Below are 19,518 nucleotides of genomic sequence, written 5' to 3'. Positions count from 1 at the left end.
GGCCCACGGCCCCCGGCGCACGGGAAAGGGCCCCCGGAACTCGTCCGGGGGCCCTTTTCGCGCGCTGGGGAGTGACGTCGCCGTACCCGCCCAGGCGCACAGACGTCCATGCGGCCACACGGCCACGCGGCTAGGCGGCCGCGCGACCAGGCGACCACGCGACCAGGCGACCAGGTGGCTGTGCGCCTAGGCGTCGAGAACCTGCCCGGCCCGCTTCACGACGGGCGGCTCGACGCTCCACGGGAAGTTGATCCAGTCGTCGGTCCGCTTCCACACGTACTCGCACTTCACGAGGGAATGGGACTTCTCGTAGACGACCGCGGAGCGCACCTCGGCGACCGTGTCGAGGCAGAAGTCGCGGACGAGCTTCAGCGTCTTGCCGGTGTCCGCGACGTCGTCCGTGATCAGCACCTTCTTGTCGGAGAAGTCGATCACGTTCGGCACGGGCGCGAGCATGACCGGCATCTCCAGAGTGGTGCCCACACCGGTGTAGAACTCGACGTTCACCAGGTGGATGTTCTTGCAGTCGAGGGCGTAGGCGAGCCCGCCGGCCACGAACACTCCGCCGCGCGCGATGCTCAGCACGATGTCGGGCTCGTAGCCGTCGTCGGCGATGGTCTGCGCCAGCTCCCGGACGGCGTTCCCGAACCGCTCGTAGGTCAGGTTCTCGCGCACCTCTGCGTCACTCATGTCGTCGTAGCCCTCACACCTGGGTCCGATGGAAGTTGAGATAGGACCGCGAGGCGGTCGGCCCGCGCTGCCCCTGGTACCGGGAGCCGTACCGCTCACTGCCGTACGGGGACTCGGCGGGCGAGGTCAGCCGGAACATGCACAGCTGGCCGATCTTCATGCCCGGCCACAGCTTGATGGGGAGCGTGGCGAGGTTGGACAGCTCGAGGGTGACGTGCCCGCTGAAGCCGGGGTCGATGAACCCGGCGGTGGAGTGGGTGACCAGCCCGAGCCGGCCGAGCGAACTCTTGCCCTCCAGGCGCGAGGCGAGATCGTCGGGCAGCGTGATGACCTCGTAGGTGGAGGCGAGCACGAACTCCCCGGGGTGGAGGATGAACGGCTCGTCGCCCTCGGGCTCCACCAGCCGGGTCAGGTCCGCCTGCTCGACGGAGGGGTCGATGTGCGGGTACCGGTGGTTCTCGAACACCCGGAAGTACCGGTCCAGCCGCACGTCGATGCTCGACGGCTGCACCATGGATTCGTCATAGGGATCGATCCGTACCCGTCCGGCGTCGATCTCGGCCCGGATGTCCTTGTCTGAGAGAAGCACGTAGCGAGGATACGCAAGGCGCGCGGAGCCCTCGCAATCGCGACGCCTCCGCGCGCCCGCAGTCACACTCCGACTACAGCCGGTCCCTGACCTCCGGCTTTACGGCCTGCCATCTCTCACCGCTTCTCCATGACCACGGGCACCGCGCTGCGGAGCCGGGCACAGCGCGGACAGCGCACGAGCCGGCCGGGGCCGAGCCGCTCGGCCTGCTGCATCGGGAACGAAGTGGTGCTGAAGACGTGCCCGTCCGCGCAACGGACCACGGTGCGTTCCATCAAGTCCCTCAAGTCCCTTCCCCAAGAGCCGCGTCCGACGGTTCTGCCCGGACGACAAAAGCCACATTACGGGATCGAACGAAGGACTCTCCAGGCGGCACTCCGGCCTCCACGGTACGCCCCAACTCGGCCCGCCCACAGCCGGATCCCACGCTGAAACCGACTCAAACCCCCGGGCTTCGAGCACCGGGGGTCTACGATGATGTAAAGTGAGCGAGCGTCCGGACAAGGACTCCACCGAGGGTCATGTCCGTACATATGCGGGTGTAGTTTAATGGTAGAACATCAGCTTCCCAAGCTGAGAGCGCGAGTTCGATTCTCGTCACCCGCTCTGTGAGAACCCCAGGTCAGTGGCCTGGGGTTTTTCAGTGTCGGCGGCGTGCATCGACCGTCGGTCAGTCCTCGATGACCGGACGACAGGGTGACAGGAACGGGTCGAGCCGGTCCTTTACCTCCCCCCTGGCCAAGACACGAACCCGGAAGGCTCCCGGGCCCGGCGGGTGGTCCATGTCGGCGGAGCGTTCGTAGAGCAGGCCCCATGAGCCGGGGAAGCGGCGCGCGATGAAATGGATCAGGGCGTCCAGCTCCTCGGCCTCGTCACGGCGCCGGTTCACCAGACCGTCGGTGCGCACGAAGTACTCACCGTTGTGGACCTTCAGCGTCGCCTCGCCGGTCGCCCAGTCGATGCGGTCGATGGCCGCCCGCAGTTCGGCCACGCCCTCCTCGAGGGTTCCCGCGTCCGCCTCTTCGGGGGACTCGGCGATGCCGAACCAGCCATGGAACTCGTACATGTGCCTCTCACGGCGGTTTCGAGTCGATCACGGGCTGGATACCGTACCGCCTGCCGTACTCCTGGAACTTGGCGATCAGGGTCTGTGACGTGGATCCCCTCTACCGCAGCCACCGCCTCCTGCCTCCTGCTCGTGCCGTCCACGGTTGAGGGCGCCTTTCCCCGCGTGATCATCGAAGCTGCCCTGCATGGCACCCCGAGCATCGGCACTGACCGGGGTGGCATCTCCGAAGCCCTGGGCAACACAGGGATCGTGCTCTCCGCCGAGGCCGGCGCGGAAGAGTGGGTGGCGGCCCTCCGCGCCGCCGACCACCACACGCTGGGAGAGGAAGCTCGGCAACAAGCGACCGCCTTCGGCCGCCCCCCTCTGCCGGACCTCGAACGCCTCGGGGTCTACCCTGCGGCGAACGCGCCCTCGACCTGATGCAGCCGGTCCGTCCACCAGTGCAGCAACGCCTCTTCCGCGGTGAACAGCTCATCGAAGGAGAAGTCCCCGCGGTCGTAGTGGAACTCCAGCTGCCAGAAGTCCGTCATCCGCTTCCACCACAGCCGACGAACACCATCCACCAGCGCAGACGGCTCAAGCGGCACCACGGACCGATACCCCTCGACGAACGCGGAGACCCGCGCGAGGTCGAACACCCCGCCCACGCCGAACTGCACCTGCGCCGTCCGTACGGCCTCTTCCGCGTACGGGCGCACCGCGATCCGGTCCCAGTCCAGGATGGCGGCAAGTGCCCCGTCTTCCCAGAGCAGATTTCGGTACTGCACGTCGCCATGCGTCCACCCGTGGTCCCCCTCAGGCGTCGCGGACCGCGGACGATGATCGGCGTACTTGAGGACGAGGGCCCGCCGATGCTCCAAGGCGCCAGCGACTGCTCGGTCGAATTCGCTGCCCGTTCCGAGGGCGCGTACGGCCGCGGACAGCCGCTCGACCTTCTCCACCGCTCGCTCCGGCGACGTGACGTCCGCGCTGATCGTCTCTGGCACACCGGGCAGCAGCCCCCGACCACAAGCCCTGCCCAGGCTCACATGCAGGCGTCCCAGGTGCGCGCCCAGTGCGCTCACCTGGGACAAGGTGAGATCGACACCCGGCACATGGGAGCCGGCCACCCATGGGAACAGGCACCAGGCGCCGTCACTGGCCTGGGCCACCAGCGACCCCGAGATCGTGGGGACGGGGGCACTGACAGGGACGCCGCCGGCGCCGAGGGCGGCCAGCGCGCCAAGATTGCGCTGCAACCGCTCCGGCGAGACATCCGTGACCCGCTTCAAAGCGAACTGCCCGACCGGGGTATCCAGCTTCCAGTTCGCGTTCATCAGCCCGTCAGCGAGATAGCGGGACTCCCGCACCTGTCCGAGGCCGAAGGCATCTATCAATTCCCCGAGCACGCTCTCGGCGATACCGCTTCGGGCCGCCACGGTGGCACCGATCACCCTACGGACGATACGCGAGCACGCCCCATTCGGGCACAGCGATCACCCTGACGCCTGCTACTCGTCCTGGTGCCCGTCCCCCGTCATCAACGAAGCGAACCTGGGTCACTCTTTTCGGTGGTCACAGGGATGATCAGCACCGACGAGGACAACCGCGTCGCGAGACTCGCCGGGTGGCGGACACGACATGGGGCGGCCCAGGTGCCTCCTCGGACAACGGCACCGACCCAGCAGATGGGACCCCGGCCAGCCCCGGCCACGTGGGTTTCTCATTCGCGCGCTGGGCGCTCGCACCTCGAACCACGTGGCAGGCACGCCGCCTCGCGGCCGAGTTCGGCCCAGGCATGGACGGCCGCACGGCATGGGTGCTGGCACGGCTGGCGCGGCATCCGGAGGAGCACGTGTACGCGATGCAGCACCTGGGCGGCGAGGAGAGCGGCATCTGACTCGTACACGGCGCCCAACGGTAGTCAACTCGCCGGGCTCGTGGGAGGGAACGGCCCAATTGCATCCGTGCGGGGAAGGACGGTCACTGTGACACGGCGTCGCATCTGCCGACGTCTAGGATCTTCAGCCAGATGACCGCCACATCCCAACCGACGCAGGCAGCGCGGACCTGGTCTCCGTGAAAGCGGACGATCACCCTGAGAAGTTGTTGCTGACACAAGCAAAGCCGTCCGTTCCCCTTCCGCCATCGGGAGCGCGGTTTCGATTACCAGCACCCGCTCCACGAAGAATTCCCAGGTCGGTGGCCCGGGCCTTTTGCAGTCCCCTGTGATCAGTGGTCGCGTGCCAGATTCGCTCCAATACGCTGATCGTTGCTTCGGCCCACCGGTGACGACGTGTACGCATCAAGAGGGCCTCCGCGAGGGCCCGCCCAGAAGCGGGGTGCAAGGGCAAGCCGGAACCACCGCCACGGTCACCTTCAGGGCAACCTCCGCACAGCAAGCGCCATCTACACAAAGCGCCTCGAGTCAGACCTTCTGCGTACTCGTGCGTGCGTTGTCGGCAGTGAGCAGCCCGAACCGGAAGTCAGGACCGTCACCCAGCCGGGATGCTGCAGGGCGGTAGCGCACAGCATGGCGTCGATAGCACTAGTTGCGGCCATGCAGTCCCGTTGCGCGCAGCAAAGCGGCAGCGGATTGCGCGACGGTCTGGGGCACCGGCTCGACACTCAGGCGGACAGGGCCCACTTCACTACGGCATCGCGGGGCATCGGTGCGATGCCACGCCATCACCCGCTACTGGCTCTGACCGGATGGCGGAGGACTTTGGTGGCGGAGGCTAGTGGATGCTCTGCAGCCGCAACACCCCTTCAACAGCTGATCTCCGCACCGGGCAGACCGCGTAGTTGTCCCCTCGGTGGCGCCGACCTACCCCCTTCCCAGATGCCCTGCCCTCCACGAGCCCCGTCAGGGCGGTAAATCACGGTCAACAGCGGGGTGATCCGACGCTCACGACCACCCCAAGGCTCAGGTATCCGCGCTGGCCAGAGCGGTGGATCCTGTGCAAGCGCCGTCGCTTCCCAAGCTGAGAGCGCGAGTTCGATTCTCGTCACCCGCTCCACGCGAAGCCCCCAGGTCAGGGTCCTGGGGGTCTCTTGTCGTCCAGAAAAATCACTGTGGCACGCTCGGATGATCAGCGGGCGCGGAGCATCGTGTCGTTGGGGTGGCACCCGAGCGAGCATCTTGGCTCGTCCGCCGGGCACTCGGCCGATCCACCCCCGCCGTGGCCTGTCCCGGTGAAAAATAGGGCGAGTCGGAGTCGGGGATGAGGGGCGAGTGGAAGACAACAAGCGCATAGCCCTGCTCATCGGCGTGGGCGAGAATCCGGGAGCGGAACATCTTCTTCCCTTCCTTGCGGCAACGGTCGTCATAGACCTGCGCGCACTGGGCGCCGCCCTGGAGGGCAGCGGTTACGCGGTGGAAACGCTGCTGAACCCCACTCGGAACGCGATCACCGAGCGCATCACCGATCTGTCGTCGAGCGCACCGCCCGGCAGCACTCTGCTCCTGTACTTCACCGGCCATGGCATCCGCATCGGGGCCACCGACTACTTGGTGCCGTCCGACGCGCGTGCCCCTGCCGGCACCGACGGCACGACCGGATGGGAGCAGCCCCACGTCCAGGAGTCGCTGCTGGGAGCCGACATCAGCCGGTATCTGGCCAAGTGCACGGCGGGCACCGTGCTGTGGCTGATCGACGCCTGCCGCTGGGCGGAGCAGGGCCCCGCATTCGGCAGCAACGTCGTCAAAGGGCCGCCGCACAGCGGGTTCGCCATGATGACGAGCTGCGGGCCCGGTGAGACCAGTGGCTTCGCGGAAGGGGGCAGCTTCTTCACGTCGGCGCTTGCCCGGGCCTTCGACCCACTGACCGAGGCCACCACCGTGGAGCAGGTGTACGCGCAGGCCGAACGTGACACCCGGAGCTTCTCACTGCGCGCTCAGGCAGGCCCGCAGCAGGTTCTGATCCGCTACGGCTCTGACCTGGAGGAACAGACCAGGTTCCTCGAGGTTGCCGAAGGCAGACGCCTGCTGGAGTCCTGGCAGGACGCTGTACGCGCGCCTGCCCTCTGGGAGCGGGTCACAGACGCTGCCGCGGAGACCGTCGCCCATTTCCAGGACTGTCTGTCCTCCCTGGCCATGCAGACCGCTCGCCACGTCCACCTAGCCCAGAAGCGGCTGCCCGATCCATGGGCGGACGAAGAGTTCCCGGTGCGGCTGCTGACCGACCGCCTGCCTCAGCTCCTGCCCAAGGACGTCGAGCTGTCCGCCTTGGAGGTCACCGCGCTGATCGCCGGCGTTCTGCTGCACGAGACGGTGTGGGCCGACAGGCTGAGCCAGGCCGCCGAGCTGATGCCCCAGCTCGTGCGGCGTCGTACCGACGCGGACGACCGCCGGCGGCACTACGAGCAGATCACCGAGCACTACCCCCAGATCACCGAGAAGCTCACGGACACGTACCTGTGGCTGGCCGACCCCACGGACGACCGCCACGCCGTCACGCTGTGGCTGGTCCACCGCTGGATCGAGGAGCGCTTCGCGACCGACGAGGAAGCAGTGCCCGCCGTGACCACCGACGGCTTCGTCGCCCGGCTCCTCGACCTGCCACCGCCGACCGCAGGCGAGCAGCTCGGCGGCAGGGCAAGAACACTGTCCACGGCACTGCGCACGGTTGCCGCAGGACTGGCCGTGGGAGCACCGCCGGACAACCAGCGGCTGTCACACGATCGTCATGTCGTCCGTCGAACCCCCTATCGCCTGCGCGTCCGCCCCCTCGCGGCGCTGCTGCGGCTGGCTGGGCTGCTCGCCTTCGACGCCCGGTGCATGCCGGAAGTCCTCGCCGAGCACCTCGCCGTCTCCGACCCGGTGGTGCCGAGCGACGTGATCTCCGTGCTCAGAGACGCTTTCTGGGACCTCGACCAGGACGGGAGCGCTCCCTCGTATCTGCATCTGGACGCGGTCTGCCCGCATCCGGCGATCCACGCGGCACTCGCCTCGGTCGTCGAGGACGCCGACGACCACGGTCACCTGCTGCGCGAGTCGGCCCGCCACCTTCCGCAGGAGGAGGCTGCGCTGCTGCGCGGACTCCCCGCGCGCCTGTCCGACCACCGGCTCAGAGCAGAGCGCGAGCACGGCGTGGACGCGTACGACGTCCCGCTCGCCCGGTTCTCGCTGTCGCAGACGGAGATCCGCCGACTGCTGATGGGCGAGAAGCTGTACGACGGTGAGCCTCAGCTCGCGCTCCGGGAGCTGTACCAGAACGCCATGGATGCCTGCCGGTACCGGGATATGCGCTCCAGGTATCTGCGGGCTCTGGGCCGGGAGCAGGGACCGTGGGTCGGCCGGATTCGAATCGAGGTGGGCGAGGACAGCCGCGGCCTGTACGTCGAGTGTGTGGACAACGGCGTAGGCATGACGGCCGAGCAGCTGAAGAACACCTTCACCCGGGCCGGCCGCCGCTTCGACCAGTCCCACGCCTTCCGCCGGGAGCAAGCGGCCTGGCTCCGCCACGACAGTTCGCTGCGGCTGTACCCCAACAGCCGCTTCGGCATCGGCGTCTTCAGCTACTTCATGCTGGCCGACGAGATGACGATCGTGACCCGGCCAGTCAGCCCGGACGGCCGGGCTGCCGCGAAGGCACTGCGCGTCGAGATCCCGGTCAGCGGCAGCCTCTTCAGGGTGCGGGAGGAGGACGAGCGCGAGGGCGCGGCGCTGCCCGAGGGCGGCACGCGCGTCCGGTTGCACCTGCGCCGACCGGGGGCACTGCCCGCGGACTCCGCCGTGTCGGTGTTGCGCTCACTGGTCCTGGTCAGTGAGTTCCGGCTGGAGGTGCGTGACCAGGACGGCACCGAGGAGATCTGGCTGCCCGGACGTCTCAAGTCCGGCGAGGCGAAGGGCTCGTTCTCCACCAGGTTCGCCGTCGAGGCGGTCCCGGGCACGTTGTGGTGGGTCTCGGGCGACGGGGCGATCGTGGGCGACGGGATCGCCACAGACAAGCGGACGTTCGGGTACGTACTCAATCTGTCGGGTCCGCATGCCGGTGAACTGAGCGTTAACCGCAAGAAGTTGGAGCGCTACGACACCCGTTGGGCGCACGAGCAGTTTCTGCAGGGTGCACGCGTGCTGGCGGACAGCCACGAGTTGAGCCTTCAGTGGCTGTGGAGCATGGAATCCCGGGAGCCCTCGGTCGCACGCATCCTCTGGAAGGCCCTGCGACTTAAAGGAGCACTCGCGTCGGATGACCTCGACCGACGGGTGAACCTCGACGAGGTGGGTTGGTTCCGGATGGACGCCTCCCTGCAGAATCATCGCGCGGCGCATGAGGAGGAGAAGCCCTCGGAGGCGGTCCGGCCCTGGCGGCTGGCCGCCCTCGGACCCGAGTTCCGGACCAGGAAGGAAGCGGTGCCGCTGTCCCTCTCCGGGCACCCGGTTCCGCAACCGGGCTGGTCGGACATCGCGGCCAAGGTCGAGGGCGACTGGCGTAACGCGGTCCTGGTGGCCCACGAGCAGGACAGCACCGTGGCAGAGGTGCTCCGCGCGACGCGGGGCCTGCGCATCGCCCATCCGCGGCTGGCAGGTCCCGCCGTCGTCGGTGACGGCGACCTGGACTGGAAGCCGGAGTTCATCGACTGGTACGTCATGCAGGGGCTGCTGGGCAGCAAACCCGATCCGCTGGACGGCCTCAGGCTCACCGTGTGGGGCCGGCCCCTGCCGCCAAAGCGCGGGGCCGCCCATGAAATCCACTACCGGCACCCGCCCGGGGATCTCTCCGGTATCACCCGTGCTTCCACGCATTCTCGCGAGCCGCTCGGCAAACTGGCCGAGGCATGTGCCCGGTACGCGCCGTTCGTGGGCGAGCCGCTGGGCGCCGTCCCGGACCACCACCGCGACCATGTCTGCACGGAAGCCGAGCTGAGGCTGCTGTACCTCCAGGTGGACAAGCACCACTGGCGACCCGCCGTGCATCCGTGGGACGTGCCGTTGGTGGCAGCCGAGACGGGCCTGGACATGGACGAGGTGCAGCGGCGCATGGCCGAGTTCGCGTGGCTGGGCCGCCCCGCACCCGATCCCGCCCTGGCCGTCCGATGGGCCGGCGTCCCGCCGGAGGTGGTCACAGTCCTGCGCGACTACCTCATCCTCGGCGCCGACGGCCGGCCCGTACTGCCCTGGGCCGCCACCATCGAACTGGCCGCGGAGGGCGAGCTGTCCGTGTGGGAGGCCGAGCGCGCCCTCGCCCGAGAGGCGGAGTCTCTCGGAGTGGTACACCGCCGGCGCTACACCAGGCGTTCCCCCGGGCGGGACGCCGTTCTCTCACCCGGTACCGGTCACCTGGCACGGTGGCTACACCAGGCGGGCATCCGTCTGGAAGACGGCGTGTCGCTCCGAGACCTAGCCTTCGTCCGCTCGCACCAGATGTCGTTCGAGGATCTTGGCTGCAGCCTTGAAGAGTTGCGGGAGGCAGGGGTGAACATCCCGGATGCGGCGGACCTGCTGCGTGCCTGGGACGGCCTGCCCACGCCGAGCAGATACGCGTTCTCCGGTGAGGACCCTAGCTGGAGCGGCGCCGACTATCCCGTACCGGCGTCCTCGGCCGTACTGTTCACCGGAAGTCAGCGGCTTCGCCAGAAGCTGTCCGTCCTGTGGGACACCGCGCGGCAAGAGGCCCGGAACCTGGGACTGAGCGACGGCCTCGTGGCACCTTGGCCGCCCGAGGAGCTGAGGGAGTTCGTCCCCACATGGGACGAGATCGCTGCCCTGGTCGGCGAGGGACCGGACGAAGACACAGACTACGAGTGGTTCGAAAGCCCTCACTGGGTGCCGCTCACACCGCAAAGACTGGTGAGTTACGCCCGCGCCCGCACCATCGGCACCCGGGCGGCCTACCGGGCTCTGGCCTCATTCCGGGCCATCGAGGCACTCGTACCGGAGCTGACCGCCGAGGCAGAGGCGGCCCTGCCGGACGAGGTGCCCACCGCCCACGATGCCGTGGCGGTCGATCCGGCGTACCGGGTCTCCGAACCCGGCACCCCGCTGCTGCCGCTTGATCTGGTCAGTATCGCGGGCCGTCTCGGCGAGTCGGTACGACACACCTGGCAGCGCTTCACGCCGTACCTCGCACTGCAGGAGACTGCGTCTTCGATCAGCGACCTACCCGACGTCGTACCCGGCTGGCAGGACCTGGCGATCCTCTCTGAGGGCCACGACGGAAAACTCCCGGCGCTGACCGGCCATGTCGGGCGAGACCGGTTGGAGCGCTGCGCCAGGGCCGTGGACGAGACGCCCGAGTGGGTGCAGCAGCGCCTGGAGATCTATGCGGGGATGTTCGCACTCCGTCTGGCGGACACCGCCGACAAGGGGGACAGCGCATGACGGGACCCGCCCGGCACGATCATGGAATGGCGTACGCCGACGAGGATCTCGGCGAGATCGAGCCGGCCCTGTTCACCCAGCGGCCTGCCCCGGACAGAGAGGGCGTGGTCGTCGCTGGGACGTGTCCTCGTTGTCATGGTGGCACCAGCACGCTGTTCCCGTGGGGCCGTCCGGGAGAAGGCACGCCTCTCGACAGCCTCTACGACGGAGCCGCCGAGTCAGTGGCTCTGAGCAGGGATGCTGCCGTCGCACCCACGCGCACCGGACAGAACAGGAAGCCGCGGGGATCCACGGTGACAACGACTCGGCCTAGAGACGCCGAATACCACTGACTCGACTCTCGCCGTGCAGGGCCCAAGGCAGACAAGTGCTGCTCCGGGGAGCGGCGTTCACTTGCTCCTCATCTACTTCTACCGAGGACGGCGATCTCACCCGCACACCGAGGTGCATCGGCACCAAGACTCGCCTCACCCCTCTTCGGGCGGCGGCCGGGCTCATCGCCACCTGCCCCGGCATCGATCTGGAGTTGTCGTACAGCGCGCAACCGTGCCTGGCAGGTCCAAGAGGTCCTCACCCAGCGAGGACAGCACCGCAGCGCCGAACCCGTCGATCTCGCGGCAGCGGCTACGACCGGGTTGCGGGGACTGACGTTGCTGCACCACGGCCGGGAACCGCGTGCGCCCAGCTCGGCCGAGCTCCCGACCGACCTCCCCTGCCGGCCCGTCCCGGCCAGGGTCCGAGCCGGCCCCGACCGGCGTCGGAAGCCCCCCTCGCGAGCGCGGGTTCGGGGCTCGGCAGCCGCTCCGGGGCCAAGTTCCCGCGCGATCCGGTCGACGGTTCCCCGGCCCCGCCGTCCGCCGCCCCTGGACGCGTTCGAAACCCGGATGTCGCCCGGTGATCCCTGCTGCTACTGTCGCCCTGCTCGCGCAGGGACGAGCGGCGACGGTTCACTGAGCGCCCCCCTTGCGACGACCGCCCTGGGGAGGGACTCTTTCGTGATTCGTCCGCTGGACAAGCGGGCCGGGCGCCGTCGGCGCGGACTCGGCCGTATCGCTCTGGCCGTCACGCTTTCCGTGACCGCCGGGATCGGCATCGCCGCCGGGACGGCCGTCGCCGACGGCCCCGCCACCTCGGCCGACCCCGTCGTCGTCAGCCCGGGCGCGCGCTTCGTGCCCCGCGCCACCATCGTCCTGAACGCCGGCGAGACCGGTTTCCTCACCGCCCAGGAGGGGGACGACCGGCTTCGCTGGATCGACTACACCACCGGGGCGACGACCCTGCTCGACCAGCGGCTGCCCAAGCCTCTCGACTACGACGTGGACGCGTTCCGCTTCACCCGGTACCCGGGCGACTTCGGCCACGGCTCCGACACCGTCGCCCTCTATGCCGACACCCCGGCCCCGCACGTGACGCTCCAGCAGCGCGCCGCTGGCGGGCCGTCGAGCACGGTCCCGGTCCCGGAGGGCCAGACGTACGTCGCGACGTACGGCGACACCGTCATCACCCGGACCGGCCCCGAGAACGCCGTGACGGACCTGCACCTCCTGCACCTGGTGAACGGCGAGGTGCAGGACCGGCGGCTGGCGGGACTGCCGCAGGGGTGGAACCTCAGCATCAGTGAGGGCGACGCCCGGTCCGTCGCCGTCCGCGGCATCAAGTGGGAGGACACCACGATGTCCCAGGGGTGGTGGGTCGTCGACCTCGCCACCGGAGGCGTCAAGGCGCTCTCCACGCGGGGCGAGAGCGTCTCCTTCGACCGCGACAGCGTCTTCCAGTCCGGCGCGCCGTCCGGCGACTCCGCCCTGGTGTACCGCCGTGACGACCTGGACGCGGAACCGGCCACCGTCGACCTGCGGGACATCGCCTCGTACGACGACGTCGTGCGGCCACTCGGCGACGGCCTCGTCACCGTGACCCCGCCCAGCCCCGGCAACGACGGCGGGTACCGGGGCAACCAGCTCTTCCTGCACGACACCACGGGGAACCGGAAGTCCCTGCTGGCCGTCGCCTCCCCCGACGTGCACCGCACACCCGACGGCTCACTGCTGGTGGCCGGGGCGGAGAAGACCACCGACCAGGGCCCGCTGGACTGGGCGTACTACCTCTTCACACCGGCCGCGGACGGCACCGTCACCCGCAAGCGCCTCGCGGACGTCGAGGACCGGGAGGCCAGGCCGGCCGGCATCGCGCTGGGCAGCGGCATCCTCACCACGGCCGACGACTCGCAGTACTACAGCCCCGGGACCTACATCGGCGGCTACCGGAGCACCTGGCTGAAGACCTCCGGCCGGCCCGAGGAGCTGAACTCGACCACCGACGGCCTGGTGTCCGGCCGGGACGACGACGGCTGCAGCCACGTCTACGGCACCTCCTGCGTGACCATGTTCGCGAGCGGCGACGGGCAGCACGGCCGCAAGGCGGCGACCGAGCAGGGCGTCACCATGCTCTACCGCAACGGCGCCGCCTCCTGGGGGCCGCAGGTGACCTCCGGGCTCCAGAGCCCGCAGCTCGTCGACCTCTCCGGCCGGTACGGCGTCGTGAACCAGGCGTCCGGCGGCGGGCAGGCGGTCCTGCGCTTCGAGGACACCGGCCCCGGGAGCGTGCTCCTGCGGCGCCAGCCGGTCGCCGCCTCCGTCTGGGGCGGCACCCTGTGGAGCGCCTCCGGCCGGTGGGACGACACCGCGTCGGGCGTGCCGACCGGGGTGACGGCGAAGGACCTGTCGACGGGCGCCTCGGCCGGGTCCTTCGACGCGGGGTGCGTCCCCAGCGACCTGCAGGCCGTGGGCCGCTGGGTGTACTGGCGGTGCAGCGACTACTGGAACGACTTCAGGGGTGCCGGCGTCTACGACCGGCAGACCGGGCGCTCGGTGAAGCTCGGGGGCGACGAGACGCTGCTCGGTGACGGCTACCTGGTCCACCGCTCGGACGCGGCCGGCCTCACCCTCGTCGACCTGCACGGCGGTCTCCCGGCCGACGGCAGGGAGGCGAGCCTGCCCCAGCGGGTGATCGTCACCGCCGCCCAGCTCGGGGACCGGACCGGGCGCCGGTCCGGGTGGACCGTCGACCGCTTCGGCGGCCATGTCGCCTACACGGGCGAGGACCGCCGGGTGCGGATCGTCCCGTCGGGCGTTCCGGCGTCGCGGATCGGCGTCATCGACTCCGACACGCCTGCCCTGGACATCAGGAGCGGTGTGTGGAAGCCGCGTTGGTGGCTGTCGAAGCCGGCGGCGAAGTGGTCGCTGGCGCTGCGGAACAAGGCGACCGGAAAGACCGTGCGGACGCTCACCGGCGGGGAGGCCCGGGGGCTGATCGCGCCGTCGTGGGACGGCAGGGACGCGGCCGGGGCGTACGTGCCGAACGGGGCGTACACCTGGACCCTGACCGCGAAGCCCGCCGACGGCGTCCAGGCGGACCTGTCCGCCACCGGGACGGTGCCGGTGACCGGCGGTGCCGCCGTGTGGCGGGACATGGCCGGTGACGACGGCTTCGGCGACCTGCTGGCGACGGACACGGCCGGGGCCGTGTCGCTGTACAGGGGCGACGGGGCCGGCCGGCTGGCGTCGCGGACCGCGGGGACGGGCGACAAGTTCGCCGCCGGCTCCCTGCTCGTGCCCTTCGGGGACGTGGACGGGGACCGGTGCGCCGACGTGCTCGCGCGGGTGGGCACCGTGCTGCGGGCCTACCGGCCGGGGTGCGGGAAGGTCGTCACCGCCTCGTCGCCGTACACGGCGATCGGCTCTGGCTGGTCCCAGTACGACCGGCTGACGTCGCCGGGTGATGTGAACGGGGACGGCTTCGCCGACCTGATCGCGCGCCAGACGACCACCGGTGACGTCTACTTCTACGCCGGCACGGCCGATCACCGGCTGAAGTCCCGGGTCCGGATCCAGACGGACTGGAAGCTGTACCGGCAGCTCGTCGGCGCCGGTGACCTGAACGGGGACGGGCGGGGTGACCTGCTCGGGGTCGACTCCGCCGGTGTGCTGTGGCGGTACTACGGGACCGCCACCGGCGGCGTGACCAAGCGGGTGCGGGTCAGCGGCGGGTGGGGCTCCTACTCCGCGCTCGTCGGCGCCGGTGACCTGACCGGTGACGGACGCACCGACCTGCTGGCGCGGGACACGGCCGGAAAGCTGTGGCGGTACGCCTCCACGGGGGCCGGTACGTACGGTGCCCGGGTACTGATCGGCACCGGCGGCTGGAACGGGTTCAAGGGTCTGTTCTGAGCCGGAGGCGGAGGGCCCGGGTCACTGATCCGGGCCCTCCGCCGTGCCTGCACCCACCACGGCGACGGTCCGCCCGCCGCGGCTCGGGGAACTACCAGGCGAGGGCGTCCTGGGCGTTGTCCTGCCAGTAGGTGACGGTGGCGGCGCTGTCGAAGAAGACGCCGCCGTTCGGCAGCGTCAGGGTCTTCTCCTTGCCGGTGGCGTTGCCGTCGCCGGCGGCGAAGAACACGCCCAGGGTCTTCTCCTTGGCTCCGCCCTCGCCCTCGGGGGTGGACGTCGTGATGCCGGCGTACGCGGACCGGCCGGGCTCGAGCGTCACCACGGCCTGCGGCGTGGTCTCCTCGGCCCAGGCCAGCGGGGCCTGGGCGTCGGCGCCGGCCCTCAGGTAGGGGGCGCTGTAGGCGTAGCAGGGCCGGGTGCCGGTGTTGGTGGCCTTGAGCAGCAGGTGGTTGATCGGGCGGCTCACCTCGGTGACGGTCAGCGTGGTGTTCGCCGTGGTGCAGGTGACGATCGAGGGGGCCTTCGCGGTGGCCGCGGAGGCGGTCTGCTCGGTGGCCTGGAGGCCGGCGAGCGCCAGGGCTGCGGCGAGGACCAGGGAGGAGGCGGCCGCGCGGGGGGCGAGGCGAGTGGCGATACGCATGAGTGAACTGCTTTCTCTGCACAGCAGGAAGGTGATCCGCTGCCGGTGGACTGTGACGGGCGGGCGTGTCCTCGTCGTGCCGCGCCGGTGTCCGGCGGGGCAGCGGAAGTACGTGCCCTGGGGGCCGGGTTGCGCGGGCCGGGTCACCGTGTCCGGTGGGGTGCCGCGTTCGGCCGGCCCAAGACTGTGCCCTGCGGCGTTCCGTCCGCCATCCCCCTTGGGAGGTTCGGGACGCTGGAACGCTCGCACCGGCTCTGACCTGCACGGACGTGGCTTTCCTGGAACGCCGGGTGGAACGGCGGAGCGTGGGCGCGGCGGACGGGGGTGTGCGGCTCGGTCCGCGGGGCGCCAGGCCCTACGCTGATCCCCGTGAGGCAGGCAGGCGCTGAGGAGGATGATCGGCGATGACGCCCCTGAGCACCGGGGACCCGGAGTCCATAGGCGGCTACACCCTCCTCGGCCGGCTCGGTTCGGGCGGCATGGGCGTCGTCTATCTGGGAGTCTCCGCCTCGGGGCGGCAGGTGGCGGTCAAGGTCGTCCATGGGCCGTACGCCGAGGAAGAGGAGTTCCGGACGCGCTTCCGGCAGGAGATCGCGGCGGCGCGCAAGGTGAGCGGCGCCTTCACCGCGCCTGTCGTGGACGCCGATCCGGACGCCGACCGGCCGTGGATGGCGACGCTCCACGTGCCGGGGCTCAGCCTCGCCGAGACCGTGGAGAGGGACGGGCCGCTGAGCGGGCGGGACCTGCGCGCGCTGGGGCTGGGGCTCACCGAGGCGCTGCGCGACATCCACCGGGCGGGCCTGGTGCACCGGGACCTCAAACCGAGCAACGTCCTGATGACCGGGGACGGGCCGCGTGTCATCGACTTCGGCATCTCGCGCGCCTCCGACAACCAGAGCCTCACCACGACCGGGCGGATGATCGGCACCCCGCCCTTCATGTCGCCGGAGCAGCTGGCCTCCCCCCGGGACGTCACCCCGGCCTCGGACGTGTTCTCGCTGGGGTCGCTGCTGGTGTTCGCGGCCGTCGGCACGGGGCCGTTCGACGCCGACAGCCCCTACATCACCGGCTATCAGGTGGTGTTCGGGACGCCGGACCTCGACGGGGTGCCCGAGGCCCTCCGGGGCGTCGTCGAGCGCTGCCTGGACAAGGATCCGGCCGCGCGTCCGGAACTGACGGCCGTACACCGCATGCTGCGGGCGCTGCCCGAGTCCGATGCCGCCGCGTCCCCGGTGCCCCGGCCCACGAGACCTCGGGTCCGCCCCGCTTCCCCGGGCGCGGCCACCACCCCCTCGACCGCCCCGACCGGCAGCGGCAGCGGCACCAGCCGCAGCACCACCAGCACCACCAGCACCACCAGCACCAGCACCAGCACCGAACCCGGTACCGGCACCGGCGGGCGGCGCCGGGCCCGGCTGCTGCTCACCGGCCTCGGCGTGGCGCTGGCCGTCACGGCGCTGGGTGTCGGCGCGGGTGCCTTCGTCTCCGGTCCGGACACCACCGCGGCCGCCTCCCGGACGACCGCGTCCGGCGCCACCGCCCGTACCGCGTCGCTGCCCGCCGGCTGGCGGCCGTGGCAGCGAGCGCTGCGCCACGACGCGAAGGGCGTCCCCCTCGACTACGGCAGGCCCGGATGCGTGACGCGGGGAGGCGCCCTGTTCTGCGGTGGTACCGGCTTCACGGCCGCCCGGATCGACGCGGCCTCCGGCCGTACCCTGTGGCGGTTCGGCACCCGCCCGCAGGAGGTACAGCCGATCGGCGTGCGCGACGGGCTGGTCTACGTGTACGAGGATCCGGACGACGACGTCAGGCGGGTGGTCGCCCTCGACGCCGCGACCGGGCACCGGCGGTGGCAGCGCGACATCAGCAAGTCCGCGGACGCGGTCCTGTACGACGGCGGGCTGCTGGTGATGTCCGCGGACTCCTCGTCGTTCAGGGCGTACGGGCCGGCCGGCGAGGAGTTGTGGCAGGCGCCCGCGCTGGACGAGTACTGCGCCCCGTCGGCACCGGGCGGCGTCCCCTACGCCCTGTGCTCGAACGGCAGCGAACCGGGCCGGGCACCGGTCGAGCTGCTGAGGCTCAGGCCCGGCGGCCTGACCGCGACCGCCACGCTGCCGAGGAAGGCGGAGCTGCTCGGCGCCGTCGGCGGGCACCCCCTGTTCCTCGCCCCCCAGACCGCGAAGGACGTGTACGAGGCCGGGTACGAGCGGCCGTACAACGCGCTGCTGCGGGTGGCTCCGGAGACCGGGCAGGTCACCCGGACACCGCTGGCGCGTCCGCTGACCGGCGCGGCCACCCTGGTGGACGGCGTCGTCTACTTCGTCCGGTCCGACGGGTCGGTCACCGCGGTGTCGGCGGACAGCGGCAGGCGGCTCTGGCAGAAGGTGACGGACGTGGAGAGCCTGTCCGCGCCCGTGGTGTCGGCGGCGTACGGGCGGGTCTACTTCTCCAACCGTTTCGGCCGGCTGCTGGCACTGGACCGTCGTACCGGAGCCGAGGTCTGGCGCACGTCCGCGCTGGACGACCCCGGGGACAAGGCGCAGGGCTGTCCGCCGCACGTGCTGCTCGTCCGGGACGCGATCGTGGCGACGGCCGGTGACACGGTGTTCTCCCGGAGCCCGGACGGACCCTCCTGACCGCTGGTCGCACGGCGGTGAGCCGGCGCCGGGTTTTCCCCGGACCCCGTATCGGGATGACGCCGGGGGAAAGCCGGTGGGTATTCGTGAGGGAAAACCGAATCAGTCGGAAACTCGACCGGATGATTATCGCCGGTGTGGTCTTTCCGGCCACCTTCCGTGCTCGTGGCCCGGTATGCGCATGCGACGGCGTAGCGGGTAGAAGGGGAACTGTCGCCTCCATGGACGGGAAGTGATCACGATGGACCGCTCAGGGAGCACAGCCCCCGCCCGGGGTGAGGCACCCGCGTCGCCCGGCGGCGCCGACCCGGCGCGGCGGATCGGCGAACTCCGGCGGGAGGCCCGGCGGCTTCAGGAGGCCCTCGTCTCGCACGCCGTGGTGGACCAGGCGACCGGAGTGATCATCACCCTCGGTGCCCTGCGCCCCGACGAGGGCCTCGAGGTCCTGCGGTCCGTCTCCCGGCGCACCGGCCGTGCCCTCGCGGACGTCGCCCGGCTGATCGTGGAGTGGCCCAGCCGCGACCGGCTGCCCGATGACGTCGGGCCGGCGCTGCGGGCCGCGCTGGAAGAGGCCGGGGGCGGCTGAACCCGGCCCGCCGGGCCGGCCCCGCCGCCCGGCCTGTGGCGTCCGGGCGGCGGAGTGGGGGACGGACGCCCGGAATGCCGGCTGCTGGTCCGAACCCACATGCGGCACGGCCGCTCTCCCCCGCACAGGTCACCACGGGGCGCTCGTTCAAACGCGCGACGAGGGGAGCGCGCCAGAACCTGTCCCGGCCGGACCACATCTGCGTGTGTGCCGGGGATAGGGTTGTGGCACCACGACAGAGGGCCGAGTTCTTCGGGGTCTTCTCCGGAGCAGGGGCGCCGCACACGCCCGGATCCCTCGCCGCGTTTCCTCAACGAAGGTGCTATGCCCGCCGAGAACCCACCCGTCGCCGACAACCTCGACGACGACGACTATCCCGCCTACACCATGGGTCGGGCCGCCGATGTTCTCGGCACCACCCCGGCCTTCCTGCGGGCCGTCGGCGAGGCCGAGCTGATCACGCCGCTGCGCTCGGACGGCGGACACCGCCGCTACTCCCGCCGGCAGTTGCGGGTCGCCGCCCGCGCGCGTGAGCTGGTCGACCAGGGGACCCCCATCGAGGCCGCCTGCCGCATCGTCAGCCTGGAGGACCGGCTCGGCGACGCCCTCCGGCTGAACGAGAGAATGCGCCGGAAACTGGGCGAGCGCGACCTGGATACCTAGTGCCGCCGGTACAGAAATGCCTTGCCGGGCGGACCGGGGTGGCCGCGACATTTTCCAGGGCCCTGCGTTTTTCCCGTGCCGTGTGTTAGCGTGATAGCAGTTGCAGTTTTGGTT

Annotated in this window: 13 protein-coding genes, 1 tRNA gene and 1 pseudogene; 8 read left to right on the top strand and 7 right to left on the bottom strand. The window is 70.5% G+C overall.

Annotated features, from left to right (window positions below):
* Positions 1-186: 186 nt before the first annotated feature.
* The 3 genes from GT045_RS04505 to GT045_RS38745 all read right to left on the bottom strand — a co-directional run bounded on the left by GT045_RS04505 (position 187) and on the right by GT045_RS38745 (position 1,554).
* Positions 187-690: a phosphoribosyltransferase gene (locus tag GT045_RS04505; RefSeq protein ID WP_161287730.1), complete on the bottom strand. Its 504-nt coding sequence runs from the start codon at positions 688-690 to the stop codon at positions 187-189.
* A 13-nt stretch (positions 691-703) separates the two neighbouring features.
* Entirely contained in the window at positions 704-1,279 is a 576-nt protein-coding gene (dcd, locus tag GT045_RS04500) for a dCTP deaminase (protein ID WP_161287729.1), read from the bottom strand.
* Positions 1,280-1,395: 116 nt separating this feature from the next.
* The gene (locus tag GT045_RS38745; RefSeq protein ID WP_202515129.1) at positions 1,396-1,554 is read right to left on the bottom strand and encodes a hypothetical protein; all 159 of its coding nucleotides are present in this window, start codon (positions 1,552-1,554) and stop codon (positions 1,396-1,398) included.
* Between the two features lie 260 nt (positions 1,555-1,814).
* Here GT045_RS38745 and GT045_RS04495 point away from each other — a divergent pair.
* A tRNA-Gly gene (locus GT045_RS04495) sits at positions 1,815-1,885 on the top strand.
* Between the two features lie 64 nt (positions 1,886-1,949).
* On the opposite strand, the gene GT045_RS04490 is transcribed toward GT045_RS04495, so the two are convergent.
* Positions 1,950-2,345: an immunity 7 family protein gene (locus tag GT045_RS04490; RefSeq protein ID WP_132784709.1), complete on the bottom strand. Its 396-nt coding sequence runs from the start codon at positions 2,343-2,345 to the stop codon at positions 1,950-1,952.
* Between the two features lie 165 nt (positions 2,346-2,510).
* Between GT045_RS04490 and GT045_RS40650 the strand changes: the two genes are divergently transcribed.
* Positions 2,511-2,768 (top strand): hypothetical protein, encoded by a 258-nt coding sequence (locus tag GT045_RS40650; protein WP_345942541.1) that lies wholly within the window; start codon positions 2,511-2,513, stop codon positions 2,766-2,768.
* Here GT045_RS40650 and GT045_RS04480 read toward each other — a convergent pair.
* Positions 2,738-3,781: a phosphotransferase gene (locus tag GT045_RS04480; RefSeq protein ID WP_345942540.1), complete on the bottom strand. Its 1,044-nt coding sequence runs from the start codon at positions 3,779-3,781 to the stop codon at positions 2,738-2,740. The two genes, GT045_RS40650 and GT045_RS04480, sit on opposite strands and share 31 nt — an antisense overlap.
* A 260-nt stretch (positions 3,782-4,041) precedes the next feature.
* On the opposite strand from GT045_RS04480, the gene GT045_RS38740 reads away from it, so the two are divergent.
* Positions 4,042-4,227: a hypothetical protein gene (locus GT045_RS38740; RefSeq protein WP_202527150.1), complete on the top strand. Its 186-nt coding sequence runs from the start codon at positions 4,042-4,044 to the stop codon at positions 4,225-4,227.
* 528 nt (positions 4,228-4,755) lie between these two features.
* Here GT045_RS38740 and GT045_RS39460 read toward each other — a convergent pair.
* Positions 4,756-4,988, bottom strand: a pseudogene (locus tag GT045_RS39460) (DNA-binding protein); the annotation flags it as partial.
* A gap of 574 nt (positions 4,989-5,562) precedes the next feature.
* Between GT045_RS39460 and GT045_RS04470 the strand changes: the two are divergent.
* Both GT045_RS04470 and GT045_RS04465 read left to right on the top strand, forming a co-directional pair.
* Positions 5,563-10,653, top strand: coding sequence for a caspase family protein (locus GT045_RS04470; RefSeq protein WP_161333347.1), 5,091 nt, complete (start codon positions 5,563-5,565; stop codon positions 10,651-10,653).
* A gap of 995 nt (positions 10,654-11,648) precedes the next feature.
* A complete protein-coding gene (locus GT045_RS04465) occupies positions 11,649-14,879 on the top strand; it encodes an FG-GAP-like repeat-containing protein (RefSeq protein ID WP_345942539.1) in 3,231 nt (1,076 codons plus the stop codon).
* A 91-nt stretch (positions 14,880-14,970) separates the two neighbouring features.
* On the opposite strand, the gene GT045_RS04460 is transcribed toward GT045_RS04465, so the two are convergent.
* A complete protein-coding gene (locus tag GT045_RS04460; RefSeq protein ID WP_161287728.1) occupies positions 14,971-15,519 on the bottom strand; it encodes a DUF4232 domain-containing protein in 549 nt (182 codons plus the stop codon).
* Positions 15,520-15,923: 404 nt separating this feature from the next.
* On the opposite strand from GT045_RS04460, the gene GT045_RS04455 reads away from it, so the two are divergent.
* The 3 genes from GT045_RS04455 (at position 15,924) to GT045_RS04445 (ending at position 19,404) form a co-directional block, all read left to right on the top strand.
* Positions 15,924-18,155, top strand: coding sequence for a serine/threonine-protein kinase (locus GT045_RS04455; RefSeq protein ID WP_161333346.1), 2,232 nt, complete (start codon positions 15,924-15,926; stop codon positions 18,153-18,155).
* 241 nt (positions 18,156-18,396) lie between these two features.
* Complete coding sequence (locus tag GT045_RS04450; RefSeq protein WP_161333345.1) at positions 18,397-18,741, top strand: ANTAR domain-containing protein; 345 nt, start codon at positions 18,397-18,399, stop codon at positions 18,739-18,741.
* Between the two features lie 324 nt (positions 18,742-19,065).
* Entirely contained in the window at positions 19,066-19,404 is a 339-nt protein-coding gene (locus tag GT045_RS04445) for a MerR family transcriptional regulator (RefSeq protein ID WP_161287725.1), read from the top strand.
* Positions 19,405-19,518: the final 114 nt, after the last annotated feature.

The sequence above is a fragment of the Streptomyces sp. SID486 genome, from assembly GCF_009865385.1.
Lineage (GTDB): Bacteria > Actinomycetota > Actinomycetes > Streptomycetales > Streptomycetaceae > Streptomyces.
This window is presented reverse-complemented; position numbering and strand designations above follow the sequence as displayed.

Excerpts from the sequence above, each read along its gene's own strand:
- GT045_RS04450 (WP_161333345.1), top strand. The coding sequence starts at position 18,397 with ATGGACCGCTCAGGGAGCACAGCCCCCGCCCGGGGTGAGGCACCCGCG.
- GT045_RS04455 (WP_161333346.1), top strand. The coding sequence starts at position 15,924 with ATGACGCCCCTGAGCACCGGGGACCCGGAGTCCATAGGCGGCTACACC.
- GT045_RS04445 (WP_161287725.1), top strand. The coding sequence starts at position 19,066 with ATGCCCGCCGAGAACCCACCCGTCGCCGACAACCTCGACGACGACGAC.
- GT045_RS04460 (WP_161287728.1), bottom strand. The coding sequence starts at position 15,519 with ATGCGTATCGCCACTCGCCTCGCCCCCCGCGCGGCCGCCTCCTCCCTG.
- GT045_RS38745 (WP_202515129.1), bottom strand. The coding sequence starts at position 1,554 with ATGGAACGCACCGTGGTCCGTTGCGCGGACGGGCACGTCTTCAGCACC.
- GT045_RS04490 (WP_132784709.1), bottom strand. The coding sequence starts at position 2,345 with ATGTACGAGTTCCATGGCTGGTTCGGCATCGCCGAGTCCCCCGAAGAG.
- GT045_RS04505 (WP_161287730.1), bottom strand. The coding sequence starts at position 690 with ATGAGTGACGCAGAGGTGCGCGAGAACCTGACCTACGAGCGGTTCGGG.